The following is a 20,746-nucleotide window of genomic DNA, read 5'->3' on the forward strand; positions in this document are numbered from 1 at the left end:
CTCCATTGCCGCCATTAGGGACATCTGTCCACCTCCGTTTTGTCGTTACACACGGAGGCTGTCATCGCTGCGTCACGAAAGCTAGTCATTCGAGTGCAGAATGCTGACATGCGTGGATTCACTTGACATTGACGCAGCGTCAACTTCTACCGTGGAGTCATCATCGGTTCCAGGGAAGGAGGACGAGATGGCCGGTCGCGAATGGTCGATCCAGGACATCGCCCGTCTCGCGGGCACCACGAGCAGAACCCTGCGTCACTACGACGACGTGGGCCTGCTGCCGCCCTCGCGCATCGCGCACAACGGCTACCGGCACTACGACGAGGCGGCGCTCGTGCGCCTGCAGCGCATTCTGCTGCTGCGCGAGCTCGGACTCGGTCTGCCGCAGATCGCCGAGGTGCTCGACCCGGTGAACGCACGGCAGAGCGAGGAATCCGCGCTGGAGACGCACCTCGAGCTGCTGCGCGAGGAACAGAACCGACTGGCGCGGCAGATCGCGTCGGTCGAGAACACCATCAACGCATTGAGAGGAGGTGAAGAACTCATGGCAGAGAACATGTTCGACGGTTTCGACCACACCCGCTACAAGGAGGAGGTCGAGCAGCGCTGGGGTCGGAAGACCTACGCCGACAGCGACCGCTGGTGGCGCGGGATGACCGACGCCGACCGCGCCGACTGGCAGCAGCGCGTCTCCGACCTCGGCCGGGACTGGACAGCTGCCGCCGAGAGCGGCATCGATCCGGCATCCGCCGAGGCTCAGGACATCGCCCGCCGTCACGTCGAGTGGCTGACCGGTATCCCGGGCACTCCCGCGGCCGTGCCCGGCGGCGACGTCAAGGCGTACGTCATCGGCCTCGGTGAGATGTACATCGCCGACCCGCGCTTCGGCGCGAACTACGCCACGTCCGCCGGCGGAACGCAGGGCGCCGAGTTCGTCCGCGACGCGCTCCGCATCTACGCGGACGGCAACCTGTGACCCGCTGCACCGCCTTCGCCGGTCGCCGCGGGGTCGAGAGCGCATCCGAATCACCCGATTCCGATGCGTTCTCGACCCCGCACGGGAGTCACGGCATTGCACAGGTGCGGACACCGGATCAAGGCCGGGAGCGGATGCCGGAGGTGGGCGTAGGGTCAAGGCATGGGTCACCGACGCAGACGCACGGATGCCGCGCCGCTGTTCGCGGCGGCGGCCGTCGCCTACACCGCGAACGTCGCCCTCGGTTCGGCCGTCGCCGCGAGACTCATCGACACGAGCAGCTTCCGCTGGCTGCACCATGCGATCTACATCGCGACGTGCGCCACTTCGGCCGCCGCGTTCTCGGCGATCCTCTGGGGCCGGCCGAAGCACGCGAGCCGTCGCGCGGCCCTGGCGCTCGCGCCCGCCGCCGCACCGCTCGCCGCCATCCCGTATCTCGGCACGCACAGCCGACGGCATCCGCTCGTCGCGCTCGCCGCAGCCCCTTTCATCGTCGCGGGCCTCGTCTGCTCGCGCCTCGCCACCGACCGGAAGTGAACGCATGGAACTGCTCGACGCCATCCGCCGCCGCAAGACCACGAACGGGCCCTTCCTGCCCGACCCGGTATCGGAGGAGCATCAGCGCATCCTGCTGGAGGCGGCAGGTCGGGCGCCGTCGCAGCTGAACAGCCAGCCGTGGCGGTTCGTGGTCGTCGAGAACCGCGACACGATCGACAAGATCGCCCGCATCTCGGGCGACAGCATGACCGAGGCGATGTCGAACGGCACATTCTTCGAACGCTACAAGCCGTACTTCCGCTTCAGCCAGGCCGAGATGGAGGAGAAGCGCAGCGGGATGCTGTTCGACAAGCTCCCCGCGGCCCTCCGCCCGTTCACGAGTCAGGTGTTCACCAAGCGCGGGCAGAAGCTGATGAACACGTTCGGGGTGCCGAAGACCCTCGGGGAGGAGAATCACAAGCTCGTCGCGGGATCGCCGCTGCTGCTGGGCGTGATGCTCGATCGCAGCGAGTACCGACCGGGCCAGCTGTCGTCGTTCTACTCGGTGTTCAGCATGGGCGCGGCGATGGAGAACGTCTGGCTCACCACGGTCGAGCTCGGCATGGGCATCCAGTTCATCTCGTTCCCGATGGAGGTCCCTGGGCAGTGGGACGAGATCGTGAAGCTGCTGCGCGTGCCGGACGACCTCGAGCTCATGGCGGTGTACCGCCTCGGCTATCTGCCGCCCGAGCAGCGCCGCCCGGCCATCGACTGGTCGAGCCATCAGCGCAAGCTCGCCTCGCAGTACGTGTTCCGCGAGAACTGCGACCAGCCGCAGCAGGGATGGGACGCGCCGCCGCCGGGCGCCGGAGCGCCGACGGCGGGCTGAGCCTCAGCCGCCGACCTTGCGGGGCAGGGGCTTGAGGTCCTGCAGCGCCGGCCCCTCGATGCGCGTGCCGTCCGCCGTGAAGCGCGAGGCGTGCAGCGGGCAGTCCCACGTGCACTCGGCGTCGTTCCAGTCGAGCACGCCTCCGAGGTGCGGGCACACGGCCGAGACGGCCCGAGTGACGCCGTCGACCGTCGAGATGCCCACGGGTCGGCCGCTGCGGTTCGCGACCACGCCCTCGCCCTCTGCCGGCTGCGGGACCGGCACGGGCCGACGCTCGGCGTCGACCCACCCCGTCGTCGCTGCGGCGGCGACCTTGGCGCCCTCGATGGCCCCGCGGGCCAGATCGGCCGGCACGGTGAGCCTCGTGCCGATCTTGACCATCCACGACGGTCGGTCGTGCCAATTCGCACCGAGGATCTCCGCGGTGAGACGCAGGGCGGCGGCGGGGGCGTTCGACAGGCCCCACTTGGCGTACCCGGTCGCGAAGCGGATGCGGCCGAGACCCCGGGGCATGGCGCCGACGAACGGGATCTGGTTGTTCGACTGATAGTCCTGGGCAGACCAGCGGTGGGTCTCCTCGGCATCCGGGAAGTACCGCCTCGTCCACTCGACCAGATCGTCGATCGCGGCGGTCTCGCCGTCCGAGCGGCCGACGGAGTGGCCGTTTCCGCCGACCACCAGTCGCGCAGGACCGCCGGGGCCGTCCGCATCCGACACCGGGCGGATCGAGCGCGTGGGGCTGTCGACCGAGATGAACGTGCTGTCCGGCACGCCGCCGGGGAGGCGGAACGAGACGCAGTACGAGCGGAAGGCGCGCATCTTCGCGAAGTAGAGTCCCCGGTCGAGGATCGGGTACCCGGTCGCGATCACGATGTGATCGGCGAACATCGGGCCCAGCAGCGTCTCGACTCGCGGGTCGGGCAGCGCATGCGTCGCCGTGACCCGGACGCCGGTGTGCAGGGTTCCTCCGGCGGAGAGAAGCTCGTCCGCGAGCGCGTGGGTGACGAGTGCCGGATCGATGGTCACCTGGTCGTCGAGCGCCACGGCTCCCGCCGCAGGGAAGGCCGCACCGGCCAGCTCTCCTCGCGTGAGCATCCTGGTCTCGAGGCCCGCCTCCCGCGCCGCCTCGTGCACTTCGCGCACCGAGTCGATGCCGCCGGCGTCCTGCGCGTACGAGTGGTCTATCCGCCGCTCGTAGCTGACTCCCGCGTGATCGGCGAAGCCGACCAGCCAGTCCATGCCCTCGCGATTTCCCTCGACGTAGGCCTGCACGAGCGCCGCGGAGTGGTGCTTGCGGATCTCGGCGAGACGCTTCCCCTGCAGCAGGGTGAGCTTGCCGGTGTTGCCGCCGGTCGCGAGCTCGGCGACGGATCCCGCCTCGATCACCGCGACGTCGAGACCGGCGCGCGTGAGCATGACCGCCGTGCTGAGGCCGGTGAGGCCCGCTCCCACGATGATCACGTCGTGTCGTGCGCCGGGGTCGAACGGTGTGCCGATGGGCGGGGTCCGGTCGAGCTTCCACAGTGGCTTCATGGCCTCAGTCTTCGCCTGCCGACCACCTTCGCCCAACGGGTTGACATTCGAGGGATGCGTTGCAACGGCGCGGATAGAGTTGCCGGGTGACCTTTCGCCGCCTGCTCCTCGTCTTCGTCGGCGGCAGCATCGGCACCGCCGCTCGGCTCGCGATCGGTCTGCTGATACCGGATGTCGGGGGCGTGCCTCTCGCGACGATCGTCGTGAACGTGCTCGGATCGCTGCTGATCGGCCTTCTCGCCGCGCGCCTGCCCGGCGCCACGGAGCTCAGACTGCTGCTCGGCACGGGCGTGCTCGGCGGCTTCACGACCTACAGCGCGTTCATGACCGGAACGGTCGCGCTCTGGGGCGACGCCCCGGTGCTCGCATTCGCGTATGCGGCCGCCAGTCTGGTCCTGGGACTCGCCGCCGCCGCGGCGGGCCTGCGACTCGGACGGCCGCGTCGACCGACGCTCCCTGCGGGAGGGAGGGCATGACTCCGCTGCTGTTCGTCGCGGCCGCGCTCGCCGGAGGGGTGGGAGCCCTCCTCCGGTACGTCATCGACCTCGGTGTCTCGAAGGCCCTCGGACGCCGCCTCCCTTGGGGCATCCTCGTCGTCAATCTCACCGGATCGTTCGCGTTGGGCCTGCTGACCACGGCACTGCCGTCCGAGTCGTTCGTGGTCGGGGCCGGTCTTCTCGGTGGATACACGACGTTCAGCACCGCCATGCTCGACACCGTCGTGCTGTGGCGAGACGGTCAGCGCAGAGCATCCGCTGTCAACGCCATCGGGATGCTTCTGCTCGGGCTGATCGCCGCTGGTCTCGGGCTGGCGCTCGGGTCGACGCTCTGACCGTCGACGCCGGGATCCGGGCGAACCCACAGCTTCGCGATGCAGAATGTACAAACGTACATGTACGCCCGTACAGGGGTGATCGCGCTGGGGGTCAGGATGAGCGATGGCACGCGCCGCCGCCGCGATCCTGAAGCGCGCCGTCGCGAGATCATCACCGCGGCAGCCGAGCTGATCGTCGAAATCGGCGTCGACGCACTCACCCACCGCAAGGTCGCAGCCCGGGCCGGAGTGCCGCTGGGATCGACGACGCAGTACTTCGCCACGCTCGACGATCTGCGTGAAGCGGCGATCGGAGCGCTGGCCGCCGAGATCGAGGCGCGCATCGACGCGACACGACAGGCCGTCGTGATCGAGGGAGTGACGCCAGAAGGGCTCGCGCGCCTCGTGCGCCGCGGGCTCGAGGACGCACGCGCCGTCCAGGCCGACCGCGCCGTCGTGACCGCCGCGGTGCATGACCCGCGCGTCCGGCAGTTCGCGCGACTGTGGTCCGACGAGATCGTCGGCTTCATCGCGCCCGTTCACGGGGTCGACAGAGCGAGGGCCGCAGCCGTCTTCATCGACGGCGTACTCTGGCACTCTCAGATCCACGACGAGCCGCTCGACGAAGAGCTCATCCGCGACGCCCTCGCCGGGATCCTCACTCCTCAGGCGTCCACCTCCGCACCACCGCCGCAGCATCCGCCTGACCCGCAGAGAGAGAATCCGCCTTGTCGAACCTCGCCGTCCTGAGTCTGAAGAACCGCGCACTGATCGCGTTGATCACGATCGTCGCCGCCGTGTTCGGCGGGCTCGCTCTGACGAACCTCAAGCAGGAGCTCATCCCGTCCCTCGAGCTGCCCAACCTGATGGTCATGACGACCTACCCCGGCGCCTCGCCCGAGGTCGTCGAGAATGACGTCTCGACCCCCATCGAGTCGGCGATCCAGGGTGTCCCCGGCCTCGAGGGCACGACCGCCACGAGCACGACGAACGCCTCGATCGTGCAGGCCACCTTCGCCTACGGCACCAACCTCGCGACCGCCGAGCAGAAGATCCAGCAGGCGATCAACCGCATCTCGGGGCAGCTGCCGGAAGACGTGAGTCCGCAGGTGCTGACGGTGTCGATCGATGACTTCCCGGTGATCCAGGTCGCCGTGACCGGCTTCGAGGACGCCGAGAACGCGCAGGCCGAGCTGCAGAGCGTCGCGATCCCCGAACTCGAAGACGTCGACGGGGTCAATGCCGCGGAGATCATCGGCGGCGTCGGCCAGCGCATCACGATCACACCCGACGTCGCGAAGCTGGCGGCGATCGGTCAGAGCACGCAGGCCATCACCACGGCGCTGCAGCAGAACGGCACGCTGTTCCCCGGCGGCGACATCACCGAGAACGGCCAGACGCTCACCGTCCAGACCGGCGCGAAGATCACCTCGGTCGATGAACTCGCGGCGCTGCCGCTCGTCGGCACCACCGAGAGCATCGGCGACGTCGCCACGGTGGTGCAGGAGAGCGACCCCATCTCGTCGATCTCGCGCGTCGACGGCAAGGACGCCCTCTCGATCTCGATCACCAAGCTGCCGGCCGCGAACACCGTCGAGGTGTCGCAGGGTGTCATCGCCGCCCTCGACACGATCGGCGAGGCCTTCCCCGACGCCGAGTTCACGATCATCTTCGACCAGGCTCCGTTCATCCAGCAGTCCATCGAGACGCTCGCCACCGAGGGCCTGCTCGGACTCGTCTTCGCCGTGATCGTCATCCTCGTGTTCCTGCTGTCGATCCGCTCGACGCTCGTCACGGCGATCTCGATCCCCACCAGCGTGCTCATCACCTTCATCGGGCTGCAGGCGTTCGGCTACTCGCTGAACATCCTCACCCTCGGCGCGCTCACGATCGCGATCGGCCGTGTGGTCGACGACTCGATCGTCGTGATCGAGAACATCAAACGGCACTATGTGGGGGACGCCGACAAGGGAGACGCCATCCGTCTGGCGGTGCGCGAGGTGGCGATGGCGGTCACATCCTCGACCATCACGACGGTCGCCGTCTTCCTGCCCATCGTGTTCGTCGGCGACATGGTCGGCGAGCTGTTCCGGCCGTTCGCCATGACCGTGTCGATCGCGATGGTCGCGTCGCTGCTGGTCTCGCTGACCATCGTGCCGGTGCTCGCGTACTGGTTCCTCCGCCCGGGCAAGCCGCTGCTCGATGAGAACGGCGTGCAGATCGACCCGGAGGACCCGGACGCTCCGCCGACGCGATTGCAGAAGGGCTACCGTCCGATCCTCGGCTGGACGCTGAAGCACTCCGGCCTGACCGTCGTGCTCGCCGTCGTGGTGCTCGGTGCGACGCTCGCCGCCGCACCGCTCATGAAGATCAACTTCCTCAGCGACTCCGGTCAGAACACCATGACGGTGACGCAGGACCTCGGCCCGACCGCGAGCCTGGAGACCAAGTCGGAGGCGGCGATCGCCGTCGAGGACGCACTGCTCGACATCGACGGCATCACCCACGTGCAGGCCTCGATCGGCTCGAGCGGATCCGCCCTGCGTGACGCGTTCTCGGGCGGAGCGGGCGTGACCTACTCGGTGCTCACCGACGCGGATGCCGACCAGGAGAAGCTCCGAGCCGACGTCCAGGACGCGATCGAGGGGCTGACCGATGTCGGCGAGGTGTCGGTCGCCGCCTCCGCCGGACTCGGCTCGAGCGACATCGAGATCACCGTCTCGGCATCCGACTCCGAAGACCTGCAGACCGCCACCACCGCCGTGGTGGACGAGCTCGACGGTCGGGACGGCATCGGACAGGTCACCGACAACCTCGCCGCGGCTCTGCCGTACCTGGCCGTGGTCGTCGACCGCGACGCCGCCGCGCAGCGTGGACTGTCGGAGGTCGCCGTCGGATCCATCGTCTCGAACACGATGCGCCCCCAGCAGGTGGGCACGGTCGAGATCGACGACACCGCGCTGACGATCTACCTCGCCGCATCCGAGCCGCCCGCCACCGCGCAGGCGCTTCGTGAGCTCACCATCCCGAGTGCCACCGGTGTGGTGCAGCTGCAGGACATCGCGACCGTCGAGGAGCGCAACGGCCCGACCTCCATCACCACCGAGCAGGGACGCCGCACCGCCACGATCACGGTGCCCCCGGCATCCGACAACCTCGCCGTGGCGACCCAGTCGGTCACCGAGGCGCTGGCCGCGGTCGAGCTGCCTGACGGCGCGTCGGCCGAGGTGGGCGGTGTCGCCTCGCAGCAGGCCGACTCGTTCTCGCAGCTCGGGCTCGCCATGCTCGCCGCGATCCTGATCGTCTACGTCGTGATGGTCGCGACGTTCAAGTCGCTGCGTCAGCCGCTGCTGCTGCTCGTCTCTGTGCCGTTCGCGGCCACGGGCGCGATCCTGCTGCAGATCGTCACGGGTGTGCCGCTCGGCGTCGCCTCGCTGATCGGTGTGCTGATGCTCATCGGCATCGTGGTGACGAACGCGATCGTGCTCATCGACCTCGTCAACCAGTATCGCGAGAAGGGGCTGTCGACGATCGATGCGGTGAAGGCCGGTGGCGAGAAGCGTCTGCGTCCGATCCTCATGACGGCGCTGGCGACGATCTTCGCGCTCACCCCGATGGCACTCGGCATCACCGGGCACGGCGGGTTCATCTCGCAGCCGCTCGCCATCGTCGTGATCGGTGGACTCATCTCATCGACCGTTCTGACGCTGATCGTTCTGCCGACGCTCTACAACCTGGTCGAGGGTGCGAAGGAGCGTCGACGCGCCCGCAAGGCGGGGTCGGGCGACGACGGCTCTGCACCGAACGGCGACTCGGACCCCTCGGACGGCCCTCGTCCTTCGGGCGATCTGGCGCTGGCCGGCGCGGGCATGTCGGAATCGGGCTCGGCGGAATCGGGTTCGTCGCTGCCGCACGCGAATCAGCTGACGCGCCGGGAGCTGCGCGAGCGCGGCGAGTAGTCGCCCTCGCCGTCCCGTCCTCCGCACGACGGAGTCTGACGCCCGCCCGGAACTTCATTCCGGGCGGGCGTCAGCCGTTTCCGGCGGAGTGTGGAGCGGGCGCCGCCGAGCTCAGTCGAGCGTGATGCCCCAGTCGAGGGTCCAGGTCTCACCGGGGGCGAGGCGGCGCAGGCCGACACCGCTGTTCAGTGCATCGGCGGGCGCGGTCATGGGCTCGATCGCCACCGCGAGGGGCTGGCCCGGGTACTTGTCGGTCGTGTAGACCTGCACGAAGTCGAACCCGGCGCCCTGCCAGAGGGTGAGTCGCCGACCGTCGGGGGCGGTCAGCGAGTGCCGGACCTGCCCGTCGGCATCACGGTGGAGGTCGGTGAATCCGGTGTCGAGGCTCACATCGCCGATGCGCACTCCGTCGCGCAGCGCGGCATCCGCCGGGTGCGTGCCCGTGGGGAGCATGCGCTCGTCGGTGTCGAACGCGGTCTGCGCCGGCACCCGCAGCACGAGCTCGTGCGGGTCGACGTCGCCGATCGTCACGAACGGATGCGTGCCGAGTGCCACCGGTGCCGCAGTGGCGGAACGGTTGGTCAGCGCGTGCGTGACGTCGATCCCGTCGGCACGCAGCACGTAGGTGACACTGGTCTCGACGAGATAGGGGTAGCCCGTCTGCGGCACGATCGTGGCGCTCAGCGTCGTCGCCGACGCCGTCTCCTCGATCGCGTAGGCCGTGAATCGCAGCAGCCCGTGGCTGGCGTTCATGAACTTCGGCTCGGTGATCGCGAGCTGCCGCTCGGTGCCCTCGTCGTTCCAGACTCCATCCCTGACGCGATTCGGCCAGGGCGTGAGCACGACGCCCGAGCAGGAAGGGGTCGGCGAGTCGAGTGGATACGGGGCGATCAGATCGACGGATCCGATGCGGAGCGAGCGGAGGGATGCGCCGACCTGCGCGATCTGAGCGCTGACGTCGCCGAGCTGGAGGTGCACCTGTGTGCCGGTGGGGGATGCGGAGTTCACTCCGCAATCGTATGGCGAGCAGCATCCGCGATGGGGCTGGGCGGTTTTTCAGGTGCGACCGCTACACTTGATGGGTCGGCTTCGGACACCCGCGCATGGCGCGGACGTTTTTGTGTAAGAAGTGTGAGTCCAGGGGCCGATGGTGAGCGTCGCTCGACGCTAATCAACCATCACATGAATGGCCCCGGCCGCTGACAGTCCGGAACCCCGTCCGATCGCATCCGATCCGGCGCTGGGTGCTCGCGCGTGTGCGCGGCGCTGTTCTCGTGCGAGAACTCAGAAGGACACACCCATGCCCAAGAACAAGAAGCCCCGCGGCGGACGCCCCTCCGCCAACTTCGAGCCGCGCTACGGCGCGAACAAGACCTCGTTCCACGACCGCCACGCCGGTGGGCGCGACAGCGCTCGCGACACCCGCGATTCCCGCGACGTGCGGGGCGGACGAGCGGATGCCGGCGAGCGGCGCACCCCGGCGGCCGGCGTCGACCGTCGTCCCGGCAGCCGCAGCGCCAGCCACCGCGGCTACCGTCCCGCAGAAGAGGGCGCACCCAAGCAGCGCTGGTCCTCGCAGGAGCGCGCGGGTCGCGATGAGGCCCGTGGCATCCGCAACCGTGCGGAGTCGGGTCGCCGCGAGGCACCGCACCGCGGCGGTTCCGAGCGTCCGCGCTTCGACGATCGTGCCGAGCGCCCCCGCTACAACGACCGTTCCTCCTCGGGCTTCGACCGTCCGCGTCGCGATGACCGCGGCGGCCAGCGCGACGAGCGTCCGCGCCGTGACGACCGCGGCGCGGGCACGCAGCGCCAGGGCTTCCGCGACAACGATCACCGCGATGGCGGACGTCCGGGCCGTGACCAGCGCTCCGGCGGCTTCCGCGACGACCGCGGTGGTCAGCGCTTCTCCCGTGACGAGCGCCCGCAGCGCGACGACCGCGGCGCATCCGAGCGTCCGCGCTTCAACCGCGACGACCGCTCGCCGCGTTCGGGCGACCGCACCGAGCGTCCGCGCTTCGACCGCGCGGCATCCGAGCGTCCCCGCTTCGACCGTGACGACCGCCCGCGTCGTGACGACCATGGCGCGGGCCCGCGTCGCGATGACCGCGGCGCCGAGCGTTCCTACGACGCCGACCGCGCACGCCGTGCCTTCGACCGCGACCGCACGCAGCGGTCGATCGAGGGTGGGCGTGACGAGCGTTCGCGTCCCTCGACCGGTGGCGCGTACCGCACCGATCGTCCCCGCCCGCTGACGTCGGACACCCGCGGGCGGCCGTCGCGCAATGAGCGACCCAGCCGTAACGACTGGAACGCCACATCGAGCGCGGCACCCGCCAAGAAGTTCGAGCCGACGGACGACGTCGTGCACGAGCGCCTCGAGGCCAAGTCCGTCGCGGCGGTCGAGGTCGACGGTGTGACCTTCGGCGACCTGGGTCTCGGATCCAACATCGTCGAGACCCTCGTCGGCATGGGTGCGGCGACTCCGTTCCCCATCCAGGCGGCCAGCATCCCGGCCGTGCTCGAGGGGCGCGACGTCCTCGCCCGTGGCCGCACCGGCTCAGGCAAGACCATCGCCTTCGGCGCACCGCTCGTCGAGCGCGTGCTGCAGTCGCAGGCGGGCAAGCGCCGTGAGTTCGGCCGCTCGCCGCGCGCGATCATCCTCGCTCCCACGCGCGAGCTCGCACTGCAGATCGACCGGACCATCCAGCCGATCGCCCGCAGCGTCGGCCTGTTCACCACGCAGATCTACGGTGGCGTCCCGCAGGGCCGTCAGGTGGGTGCGCTGAAGAAGGGCGTCGACATCGTCATCGGCACCCCCGGTCGTGTCGAGGACCTCATCAACCAGGGCAAGCTCGACCTCTCCGACTGCCGCATCGCGGTGCTTGACGAGGCTGACCACATGTGCGAGCTCGGATTCGTCGAGCCCGTGCAGCGCATCCTGCGTCACACGGCCGACGGCAGCCAGAAGCTCCTCTTCTCGGCCACGCTCGACCGTGAGGTCGCGGCACTCGTCGACGAGTTCCTCGTCGACCCGGCCGTCTACGAGGTCGCCGGTGAAGATCAGGACTCGAGCACCATCGAGCACCGTGTGCTCGTGATCGAGCACCGCGACAAGGCCGAGATCCTCACCTCGCTCGTCGACCGCGACGGCAAGACCCTGGTGTTCGCCCGCACCCGCGCCTACGCCGACATGCTCGCCGAGCAGTTCGACGACGCCGGCATCCCCGCGGTCTCGCTGCACGGTGACCTCAACCAGGCCAAGCGCACGCGCAACCTGGAGCGCCTGACGTCGGGTCGCGTGAACGTGCTCGTCGCCACCGACGTCGCCGCCCGCGGAATCCACGTCGACGACATCGACCTGGTCGTGCAGGCCGACGCTCCTGACGAGTACAAGACGTACCTGCACCGTTCAGGCCGCACCGGCCGCGCCGGTCGCTCGGGACGCGTCGTCACGCTCATCACGCGTCAGCGCCAGCGTCGCATGACCGAGCTGCTGGAGCGTGCGGAGATCGACGCGCCGTTCGAGAACGCGCGCATCGACGACGACCTGATCGAGGAGATCGCCGGTCGCGTGCCGACCGCCGCCGACCTCACGGCCTGATCCGTCACGTTCGAAGGCCCCGCTCCCGCATTCGCGGCGGCGGGGCCTTCGTCGTTTGCTCGGCCGATCTGCGGCACAGGGATGCGGTGCGGTCGGGTGCGCGTCCAGCGAAGGAGATCTCTCACTCCGAAGGGCTGACGCGTCGGATCGCTCCTACGGAGCGCGTGATCTCCTTCCGAGCGGCGGCTCAGCCGAGCTGGTGCTCGTGGATGGCCGTGGTCAGTGTCGTGCCGTTGAGGTCGAGGTAGAGCACCTGCTCGGTCACGGTGAGCGTCATCGTGTTGCGGCGTGCGATGAGCGGTGCCGCGGAGTCGATGAAGCCGGGGTCGAAGCTGTAGACCCGGAGGTCCTCGGAGCGGTGGATGCGCTTGTCAGCCCACGGCGCCATGACCTTCGCGGGGTCGCGGTGCGTATAGACGACGGTGCGCTCGGCGAGGCGGCTGCCGTAGTGGAGGCGCTCTGCATCGGGGGCGCCGACTTCGATCCACGCCGTCGTCTTCCCGGTGAGGTCGCGCACCAGCACGGCGGGCTCATCGGTCTGCGAGATGCCGCCGCCGAATGCGATGCCCTCGGTGAACTCGAGTCCATAGGCGAGCACGCGGGTCAGCATGTAGGCGTCGGTCTCGGACGGATGCCGCGCCACGCGCAGCGAGTAGTCGTCGTAGACACCGCGATCCATGTCGGCCAACTGGACGTCGAACGTGTGCATCGTGGAGCCGGTAGCCATAACGCTCGAGCCTACGCGCCCCGGGGGTGGCTTCCTGACCTCCGACGCTCCACCGGACCGGCGTTCAGAACAGCATCGGCTGTGCGGGGGCGGGCGCTGGCGTGAATGCGGGCGCCGGCCTCCCGTGCGGTGCAGAAGCCCGGATGCCGCGCACGGGGTAGTCGTCCTCGTGCTGCCCATCGAGTCCGTGCAGTCTGATCAGCGGCCGTGCGCGCTTCGCGAGCCATTGGCGGTAGCCCTTCGGCGCCTCGGCGGAGACTCCGGGGTACAACCCGCGATACGACGACACGAGGTCGGGGCGGAAACCCTCGAGCCACTGCATGAACCAGGGCTTCACTCCGGCGCGCAGGTGCAGGGCGCCGTAGATCACGCGGCTCGCTCCGGCCTCCTTGATGCGCCGCAGGGCGGTGTCGATCGCCTCGACCGAGTCGGTCATGTGGGGCATGATCGGCATCAGGAAGACGGTGACGCGGAAGCCGGCATCCCGCAGTGCGCGTACCGTGTCGAGCCGTGCCTGGGTCGTCGGAGTCCCGGGTTCGATCGCCTTCTGCAGATCGTCGTCGTACATCGCGATGGACATCTGGATGTCGACGGGAACGCGCTGCGCCGCCCGCACCAGCAGCGGGATGTCGCGCCTGATCAGGGTGCCTTTGGTGAGGATCGACATCGGTGTGCCCGACGTCGCGAGGGCATCGATGATCCCCGGCATCAGCTTGTACCGACCCTCGGCGCGCTGATACGGATCGGTGTTCGTGCCCAGAGCGACCGTCTCGTGCTCCCAGCTGCCGCGACGCAGCTCCTTCTGCAGCACCTCGACGACGTTGACCTTCACGACGATCTGCGAATCGAAGTCCGATCCGCCGTCGAGATCGAGATACTCGTGCGTTCCCCGCGCGAAGCAGTAGACGCAGGCATGGCTGCACCCGCGGTATGGATTGATGGTCCAGGCGAACGGCATGCGCGATGCACCGGGCACATGGTTGAGGGCCGACTTCGACAGCACCTCATGGAACGTCATGCCTGCGAACTCCGGCGTGGTCACCGTGCGGAGCACGCTGGAGCGATCTTCGAGGCCGGGCAGCGCAGCGGCGTCGACGTCACCGAGTTTCTGTCCTTGCCACCGCATGTCATCCATTCGAACATAAAGACGATACTCCGTCAACCGAGCGTGTGAATTCTGTTCGAATGGACATGAGGGACAATGGAAGCATGTTCTTCCCGCCGCAGCCTCAGCATGCGGCGCCGCGCTCCCCGATCCGCGGACCCGCACTGCCCATCGGTCTCGCGGCGACGGCGATCGGCGTCCTGCTGTCGCTGGCCGGTGCGCCGGTGGCCGAGACGACCGACGAGCTGGCGATGCCGCAGCCGTCCGTCGTGCAGGAGGTGCCGGCGGTCGAGGTCGGTGCGACCACCGCTGCCGATCCGTGTTCGGAGCCGAGCGTGCTCGAGGCGATAGCCGTCGCCGACGATGCGGCGATCATCGCCGGCTTCGGGGGTGGCGAGAGCTTCCGTTCCGCTGTCGTGGCGGGCAACGCACCCTGCATCGCGCTCGACGACCCGGCTCACGTCTGGGTCGTCGTCAACAAGGCGCGTCCGCTCGCTCCGGTCTCCTTCGCGCCGTCGTCGCTCGCCGACCTTCCGCTGCAGATGACCACCCGCTCCGGTCAGGCGCGGACGGACGTCGCCGCGGCGGTCGGAGAGATGGCGGATGCGGCGGCCGCCGAGGGTGCGGGGCGCATCGGAGCGAACAACGGCTACCGATCGTATGAGCTGCAGGTCGTGACCCACGCCTCGCATGTGCGCAACAGCGGGCAGGCGGGAGCGGACGCCTCGTCGGCGCGTGCCGGTCACAGCGAGCATCAGACGGGTCTGGCGCTCGATCTCGTGGCGTGCGATTCGTCGTGCGGAGCCATCGAGTCGTTCGGCGCGACGGTGCAGGGGCAGTGGATCGCGGCGAACGCCTGGGAGTACGGCTTCATCGTGCGCTACGAGCAGGTCGGCTCCGGCATCACCGGATACAAGCCCGAGCCCTGGCACCTGCGATATCTCGGCCGCGAGCTCGCGGCGGCGTATCACCACGGCGGGTATCACACGCTGGAGGAGTTCTTCGGGCTCCCCGCGGCCCCTGATTACGCCCACTGAGCGCAGTGACAGCGGCGCGTGTGCGACCGCATTGCGGCATCCGACAATCGCGGTACCGAGTCTCACGGATTGTGGGATGCATTCTCACAACGAGCTGTCGCGGTGTCGGCGACCCGGCATAGAATCGCCGGAGCAATGACGCACGAACGTTCGGGAGGACGCAATGGAACGCGACATCTACGAAGAGGATCACGAGGCCTTCCGCGACCTCGTCAAGGACTTCGTCAAGCGCCACGTGAACAACGAGGCCATCGAGCGGTGGGATGCCGCGGGTGAGATCGACCGGGCGACGATGCTGGCCGCGGGCGAGGCCGGTCTGATCGGACTGTCCGTCCCCGAGGAGTTCGGCGGTGCCGGCATGCTGCAGGACTACCGCTTCCGCACCATCGTCATGGAGGAGGTCATCGCTTCCGGAGCAGGGTCGCTCGCGGGTGCCTTCGGCATCCAGGACGACCTCGCCGTGCCCTACCTCGTGCACATGGGCACGCAGGAGCAGAAGGAGAAGTGGCTGCCCCGCATGGCCACGGGCGAGGTGCTCGGTGCGCTCGCCATGACCGACCCCGGCGCGGGCTCTGACCTGCGCGGCATCAAGACCAACGCGAAGAAGGTCGACGGGGGCTACATCCTCAACGGCGCCAAGACGTTCATCTCGTCGGGCTCGACGGCCGACGTCGTGGTGACCTTCGTCAAGACCGGTGAGGGCAACCGTCCCGACGCGTTCAGCCTGCTGCTCGTCGAGAAGGGCATGGAGGGCTTCGATCAAGGCAAGAAGCTCAGCAAGATGGGCTTCCACGGCTGGGACACGGCCGAGCTCAGCTTCACCGACGTGTTCATCCCCGACGAGAACCTCATCAGCGGCAAGGAGGGGCAGGGCTTCATCCAGCTGATGCTGAACCTGCCGCTCGAGCGGCTGTCGATCGGCGTGGCCGCGGCCGCTGCCGCCCAGGCCGCCCTCGACTGGACCGTCGCCTACACGAAGGATCGTGAGGCGTTCGGCGAGCGCATCGCCGACTTCCAGAACACCCGCTTCCGGCTCGCCGACATGGCGGCGACCACCGACGCGATGTGGGCGTACATCGACCGTGCGCTGCTCGCCTACAAGAACAGCACCCTCACCGCCGAGGACGCTGCGAAGGTCAAGTTCTGGGCGACCGAGCGCGAGTGGGAGGTGCTCGACACGGGTGTGCAGCTGCACGGCGGCTACGGCTACATCATGGAGTACCCGATCGCCCGCGCCTTCACCGACGCCCGCGTGCACCGCATCTACGGCGGCACGAACGAGATCATGCGCGACCTCGTCGGCCGCCAGATCGTCGGCAAGCGCTGACGAACCTCTCAGAGAAGGGCCCCGGATGCCGGCATCCGGGGCCCTTCTCCTGTCGATGGCACGGCTGACCGCAGGAAACGGGCCTGCAGGCGCGCAGGCGGACACGAGCCAGCGCGGGTCAGCGGGGCAGTCGGCCACCGACGCCGGCCTTGCGCAGCCGATCGGCGATGAGGATGCCGAGTGCGGTGGCGCCGAGGCAGCTGCCGAGGGTCACGGCGAAGAAGGTGATCTGAAGGGGAAGCCCGAAGCTACCGAGATCGAACGAGGCCCAGGCGAGGATCGGGTAGACGATGCCGACGATCAGTGCCCCGAGGTAGTGCAGCCAGGTTCCCCAGTAGCGCCAGAGGACGAACAGGAACGGCAGCTCGGTGAACGCCGCCCACCAGAGGTTGGTGGCCACGCTGCTGAAGCCGTAGCCCGAGAACGGCACGATCACGAGACCGGCCAGCAGGCCCACCAGCAGGCCGACGAGTGGGCGCCGCAGCAGGCGGAGGGCGATCACCGAGGGGAGCAGCCAGAGGCCGGCCAGCGCCACGCTCACGAAGGGCAGGCCGGGGAAGAGGATCGTCGAGATCCAGTTCGCCGGGGCGAGGAGCGCGCCACCGGCGACTCCGAGTGCCGCGCACGTCAGCAGGATCGCCGTCGGGATGCGGAATCGCGAGCGTCCGCCGCCGGTGCGGGGTCGATTCTGCACCTCGGAGCCCGATTCGCGGTGCGTTTCCGACCCCGCAGCGGCCGACGCTTCCGCGTAGGGGTTCGAGCCCGATGCGTCCGCGCCGTTCATGCGAGGGGCTCCGCCGCAGCCTCGCGGGCCGCCTTCGAGGTGGGCGAGGCCGCGCCGATCTTCCAGTAGCCGCAGAAGCTCACGTCGTTCTTGTCGACACCGCGCTCGCCGACGAGATGCTTGCGTGCACCCGAGGCCAGCGACTGCTCGCCCGCGGCGTACGCGTGGAACGGCGCTGCCGGCAGTGTCAGCTCGCGCAGCCGGGCGAGGGCGAACGACCCGGGGTCGAACTCGTGCGGCCGCGCGAGCCAGATGATCTCGACGCCGGTGGGGTGCGGGAACTCCAGAGCGTCGGCCTCGGACGGCACCTCGATGATCGCCGTTCCCGTCGCGTCCGCAGGCAGTGACGCGCAGATCGAGGCGATCGCGGGGAGCGCCGTCTCATCGCCGACCAGCACCACGCGATCCGTTCCGCGCTGCGGGTTGAACGTGAGGCCCTCGTCGATGATGAGCACGTGCTCGCCGGGTTCGCAGGTCTCCGCCCAGCGTGACGCGGGGCCGGCCGTGCCGTCGGCCGCAGACCCGTGCAGCACGAAGTCGACGTCGATCTCGGCGCCCGACTCGGCGGTGGCCGCCCGGTACGCGCGCACGCTGTAGTTGCGCATGACCGGGCGCTCGCCGTCGGGGATCCGCAGGAACCTGAGGTATCCGAACATCTTGTTCGCCTTCGCGGGAACGCGGTCGAGCCCCGCATCGCCGCCGATCGGCAGGAACAGGCGGAACCACTGGTCGAAGCCCATCGGGCGGAACTTCTCGATCTCACCGCCTCCGAGCGTGACCCTCATCCAGTGCTCGGAGAGGCGCTCGGTGCGCAGCACGCTGAGATGGAGGAGTTCGGCGGTCTCGGGCTTGACCAGTCTGCTGTATGCCATGCGGGCGCCTTTCAGGGCAGCTGCCAGGGGAAGAAGAGCATGAAGATCGCGGCGGATGCGGCGATCGAGGCGACGATGAAGACGGTGTCTCGGATGCGGAACGGCACGAGGTGCCTCTCGGTGCGCGTCGAGTGCGCGCCGAAGGCCCGCGAGTCCATGGCCAGGGCCACGCGCTCGGCGTGGCGGATCGCACCCGCGAGCAGCGGAACGATGTATCCCCAGCCGCGAGCGATGCGCGCGAAGGGACTGCTGCCCCCATGGTGCCCTCGCACGCGATGCGCGGCTCTGATCACCGCGAGCTCGTGCCCGAAGCGCGGCACGAAGCGGAACGCGGCCAGGGCCGTGTAGCCGATGCGGTAGGGCACCCGCAGCTGCTGCACGCTGGCGCGCACGAGGTCGGGGCCGGTGGTGGTCAGGCCGCCGATGAGTGCGAGGGAGACGATCGCGCCGAGCCGCAGAGCCGTGGCGAAGCCGATCGCGAGGGCGCCCTGGCGCAGCGTCCAGTCGCCGAGCTGCACCACGGCAGCGGTGTCGCGCACGATCTCGGCGTCGACCCACAGCGAGAACCCGAGCCCGATGGCGATCATGCCGATCGGGAGTGCGAGGAACAGCACCGCGGCGATGCGCCAGGTCACCCGCGATCCGATGACGATCACCGCGAGGGACAGCGCCAGGAAGGCGGCGGGCGTGGCGAGGTCGCGCACGAAGATCAGCAGCACCATGGCCGGGGCGACTCCCGCGACCTTCGCCAGCGGATTGAGCGCATACAGGAACTGGCGCCGAGACGATGCCGACATCGCGGCATACGGGTCGAAGGCGTGGGCGGTCATGCGATCGCCCGTCCCGCTGCGGCGAGCACGCGCTGCAGCGCCGGAAGGCGGAGCCCTGCCTCGACGAACGGCGTCTCGTCGGCGAAGAGCGCGTCGGTGCGATCGGCGGCGTGCACGCGACCGTCTTTCAAGATCACCGTGTGCGACGTGTGCTCGGCGACGAGCTGCAGGTCATGGGTCACTATGACGATCGTCGTCCCCTCGTCACGCAGGTCGTGCAGCAGAGTGAGGAGCTCGGACGCCCGTGCACGATCCTGGCCGAAGGTCGGTTCGTCGAGGGCGAGCACCCGCGGGCGGGTGATCAGGGCCGTGCCGACCGAGAGGCGGCGCTTCTCGCCGCCCGAGAGCAGGAACGGATGCACATCGGCCTTCGCCTCGAGGCCGAAGCGCATCAGCATGGCGTCGACGCGCTCGCGCGTCTCGGCATCCGGGGTGTGCCGCAGCCGAAGTCCGTGCGCGAGCTCGTCGAACACGGTGTGCGCGATGAACTGGTGCTCCGGGTTCTGGAACACGAACCCGATGCGGCTCGAGAGCTCGCGCGGCGAGGCCGACCCGGGGTCCATGCCGTCGACCGTGACCTGCCGCCGGGGCGGCGGGACGACACCGGCGAGCGCCTGCAGAAGGGTGGTCTTTCCGGCGCCGTTGGTCCCGACGATCGCCGTCAGGGTTCCCGCCTCGATGTCGAGGTCGATGCCGTGCAGGATCTCCGTGCGGTGACGACGAACCGTCAGCCCGCGGGCGCGAACGATCGGAGTGGCTGCACGGTCTGCCGCATCCGTCATTCCCTCGTGCGTCTGCAGGACCGACGCACGGATGCCGGAGGAGACAGCGGTATCCGGTCCTGCATCCGTGCCGTGGTCCTGCACACCGGACGGGTCAGGAGTGGCGGATGCCGCCGCCAGTGCCGCGGCGAGCTCCTCGGGTGTCAATGGAAGGTCGTCGAGATGCAGTGTTCCGGCATCCCGCATCCGCAGCGCCGCGAGTGTCGCCGCAGGCAGCCAGACACCCATCTCGACGAGCTCCGCCGCGTGCTCCCGGATGATCCGGGCCGGCGGGCCGTCGAAGACGACCCGCCCTGCGCGGTCGAGCACGATCGTGCGGGTCAGGAACCCCATCGCGGCGTCGAGATTGTGCTCGACGAGCAGGATGCCGCGGTCGCCCGCTGCGATGACGTCGGTCAGTGCGGCGTAGACGTCGTCGATGCCCTGCGGATCGAGGTTCGCGGTCGGTTCGTCGAGCACGATCAGGGGCGACCCCATCGCCAGCGCGCACGCGATCGCGAGACGCTGACGCCCGCCGCCGGACAGGCGATCGGGGTTCTCATCGCGCCGCTCCCACAGGCCGACACGGCGCAGTGCGTCTTCGGTCCTCGTGCGCACCTCGTCGAGCGACAGCAGCAGGTTCTCGGGGCCGAAGGCGACCTCGTCGTAGACCGTGCCGGTGACGATCTGGGCGTCCGGGTCCTGGAAGACCATCGCGACGTGGGTGCTCAGCGATGCGGTGTCGGCATCCGCCGTGCTGACTCCGCCGGCCTCGACCGATCCCGTCATGGTCGCGGGCACGGCGTGCGGGATCAGCCCGTTGAGCGCGAGCGTGAGCGTCGACTTGCCCGAACCCGAAGGGCCGAGCAGCAGCACCACCTCGCCGGCATCGATGTCGAAGGTGACGTCCCGCGGCGAGGGGTGCACAGCATCGGCGTGGGTGATCGAGAGGTCACGCACGCGGAGGAGAGGCGCAGATGAGCGCACGGCATAACCCCGGTTTCAGCGGATCGGTACCGTACTAACTTAGCTGAGCCTTACCTGATCTGCACAG

Annotated in this window: 18 protein-coding genes; 10 read left to right on the top strand and 8 right to left on the bottom strand. The window is 69.1% G+C overall.

The features are described from left to right. Positions 1 to 187 precede the first annotated feature (187 nt). The 3 genes from ACIPV5_RS04755 (at position 188) to ACIPV5_RS04765 (ending at position 2,342) form a co-directional block, all read left to right on the top strand. Complete coding sequence (locus ACIPV5_RS04755) at positions 188 to 976, top strand: MerR family transcriptional regulator (protein WP_400340082.1); 789 nt, start codon at positions 188 to 190, stop codon at positions 974 to 976. A 162-nt stretch (positions 977 to 1,138) separates the two neighbouring features. After that, entirely contained in the window at positions 1,139 to 1,513 is a 375-nt protein-coding gene (locus tag ACIPV5_RS04760) for a hypothetical protein (protein ID WP_056276548.1), read from the top strand. Between the two features lie 4 nt (positions 1,514 to 1,517). Further along, positions 1,518 to 2,342: a nitroreductase family protein gene (locus tag ACIPV5_RS04765; RefSeq protein ID WP_053098629.1), complete on the top strand. Its 825-nt coding sequence runs from the start codon at positions 1,518 to 1,520 to the stop codon at positions 2,340 to 2,342. Positions 2,343 to 2,345: 3 nt separating this feature from the next. Here the strand turns inward: ACIPV5_RS04765 and ACIPV5_RS04770 are convergent, their stop codons facing one another. Beyond that, positions 2,346 to 3,875, bottom strand: coding sequence for an FAD-dependent oxidoreductase (locus ACIPV5_RS04770; RefSeq protein WP_400340086.1), 1,530 nt, complete (start codon positions 3,873 to 3,875; stop codon positions 2,346 to 2,348). Between the two features lie 86 nt (positions 3,876 to 3,961). Between ACIPV5_RS04770 and ACIPV5_RS04775 the strand changes: the two genes are divergently transcribed. From ACIPV5_RS04775 to ACIPV5_RS04790, 4 genes are all read left to right on the top strand, one after another. After that, positions 3,962 to 4,351, top strand: a complete 390-nt coding sequence (locus tag ACIPV5_RS04775; RefSeq protein ID WP_400340087.1) for a fluoride efflux transporter FluC — start codon at positions 3,962 to 3,964, stop codon at positions 4,349 to 4,351. Next, the gene (locus ACIPV5_RS04780; RefSeq protein WP_400340090.1) at positions 4,348 to 4,707 is read left to right on the top strand and encodes a fluoride efflux transporter FluC; all 360 of its coding nucleotides are present in this window, start codon (positions 4,348 to 4,350) and stop codon (positions 4,705 to 4,707) included. Before ACIPV5_RS04775 ends, ACIPV5_RS04780 begins: the two co-directional genes overlap by 4 nt. Positions 4,708 to 4,806: 99 nt before the next feature. Continuing rightward, positions 4,807 to 5,439 carry a TetR/AcrR family transcriptional regulator gene (locus tag ACIPV5_RS04785; protein WP_400340092.1) on the top strand — a complete coding sequence of 211 codons (633 nt, stop codon included), beginning with the start codon at positions 4,807 to 4,809 and terminating at the stop codon, positions 5,437 to 5,439. Then, positions 5,418 to 8,648 carry an efflux RND transporter permease subunit gene (locus ACIPV5_RS04790; RefSeq protein WP_400340094.1) on the top strand — a complete coding sequence of 1,077 codons (3,231 nt, stop codon included), beginning with the start codon at positions 5,418 to 5,420 and terminating at the stop codon, positions 8,646 to 8,648. The genes ACIPV5_RS04785 and ACIPV5_RS04790 overlap by 22 nt, the downstream gene beginning before the upstream one ends. 111 nt (positions 8,649 to 8,759) lie before the next feature. Here ACIPV5_RS04790 and ACIPV5_RS04795 read toward each other — a convergent pair whose 3' ends face one another. Then, entirely contained in the window at positions 8,760 to 9,656 is an 897-nt protein-coding gene (locus tag ACIPV5_RS04795) for an aldose 1-epimerase family protein (protein ID WP_400340096.1), read from the bottom strand. Between the two features lie 292 nt (positions 9,657 to 9,948). Between ACIPV5_RS04795 and ACIPV5_RS04800 the strand changes: the two genes are divergently transcribed. Continuing rightward, the gene (locus tag ACIPV5_RS04800; RefSeq protein ID WP_400340099.1) at positions 9,949 to 12,249 is read left to right on the top strand and encodes a DEAD/DEAH box helicase; all 2,301 of its coding nucleotides are present in this window, start codon (positions 9,949 to 9,951) and stop codon (positions 12,247 to 12,249) included. Between the two features lie 187 nt (positions 12,250 to 12,436). On the opposite strand, the gene ACIPV5_RS04805 is transcribed toward ACIPV5_RS04800, so the two are convergent. Continuing rightward, positions 12,437 to 12,976: a YaeQ family protein gene (locus ACIPV5_RS04805; protein WP_053098637.1), complete on the bottom strand. Its 540-nt coding sequence runs from the start codon at positions 12,974 to 12,976 to the stop codon at positions 12,437 to 12,439. 64 nt (positions 12,977 to 13,040) lie between these two features. Continuing rightward, entirely contained in the window at positions 13,041 to 14,102 is a 1,062-nt protein-coding gene (locus tag ACIPV5_RS04810; protein WP_072592194.1) for an Rv2578c family radical SAM protein, read from the bottom strand. 83 nt (positions 14,103 to 14,185) lie between these two features. Here ACIPV5_RS04810 and ACIPV5_RS04815 point away from each other — a divergent pair, with 83 nt between their 5' ends. Then, positions 14,186 to 15,118, top strand: coding sequence for a M15 family metallopeptidase (locus ACIPV5_RS04815; protein ID WP_053098638.1), 933 nt, complete (start codon positions 14,186 to 14,188; stop codon positions 15,116 to 15,118). Positions 15,119 to 15,281: 163 nt separating this feature from the next. Beyond that, a complete protein-coding gene (locus tag ACIPV5_RS04820; RefSeq protein ID WP_053098639.1) occupies positions 15,282 to 16,445 on the top strand; it encodes an acyl-CoA dehydrogenase family protein in 1,164 nt (387 codons plus the stop codon). A gap of 118 nt (positions 16,446 to 16,563) precedes the next feature. On the opposite strand, the gene ACIPV5_RS04825 is transcribed toward ACIPV5_RS04820, so the two are convergent. Genes ACIPV5_RS04825 through ACIPV5_RS04840 form a run of 4 tightly spaced genes read right to left on the bottom strand, consistent with a single transcriptional unit; the run spans position 16,564 to position 20,679 of the window. After that, on the bottom strand, positions 16,564 to 17,229 hold the full coding sequence (locus ACIPV5_RS04825) for an ECF transporter S component (RefSeq protein WP_400340103.1): 666 nt from the start codon (positions 17,227 to 17,229) through the stop codon (positions 16,564 to 16,566). Beyond that, the gene (locus ACIPV5_RS04830; RefSeq protein ID WP_400340106.1) at positions 17,226 to 18,101 is read right to left on the bottom strand and encodes a siderophore-interacting protein; all 876 of its coding nucleotides are present in this window, start codon (positions 18,099 to 18,101) and stop codon (positions 17,226 to 17,228) included. Before ACIPV5_RS04830 ends, ACIPV5_RS04825 begins: the two co-directional genes overlap by 4 nt. Before the next feature lie 11 nt (positions 18,102 to 18,112). Beyond that, positions 18,113 to 18,931 (bottom strand): energy-coupling factor transporter transmembrane component T, encoded by an 819-nt coding sequence (locus ACIPV5_RS04835; RefSeq protein ID WP_400340109.1) that lies wholly within the window; start codon positions 18,929 to 18,931, stop codon positions 18,113 to 18,115. Next, positions 18,928 to 20,679: an ABC transporter ATP-binding protein gene (locus ACIPV5_RS04840; protein WP_056276576.1), complete on the bottom strand. Its 1,752-nt coding sequence runs from the start codon at positions 20,677 to 20,679 to the stop codon at positions 18,928 to 18,930. Before ACIPV5_RS04840 ends, ACIPV5_RS04835 begins: the two co-directional genes overlap by 4 nt. Positions 20,680 to 20,746: the final 67 nt, after the last annotated feature.

Source organism: Microbacterium sp. NPDC090014 (assembly GCF_044748285.1).
In the GTDB taxonomy this organism is placed as follows: Bacteria; Actinomycetota; Actinomycetes; order Actinomycetales; family Microbacteriaceae; genus Microbacterium.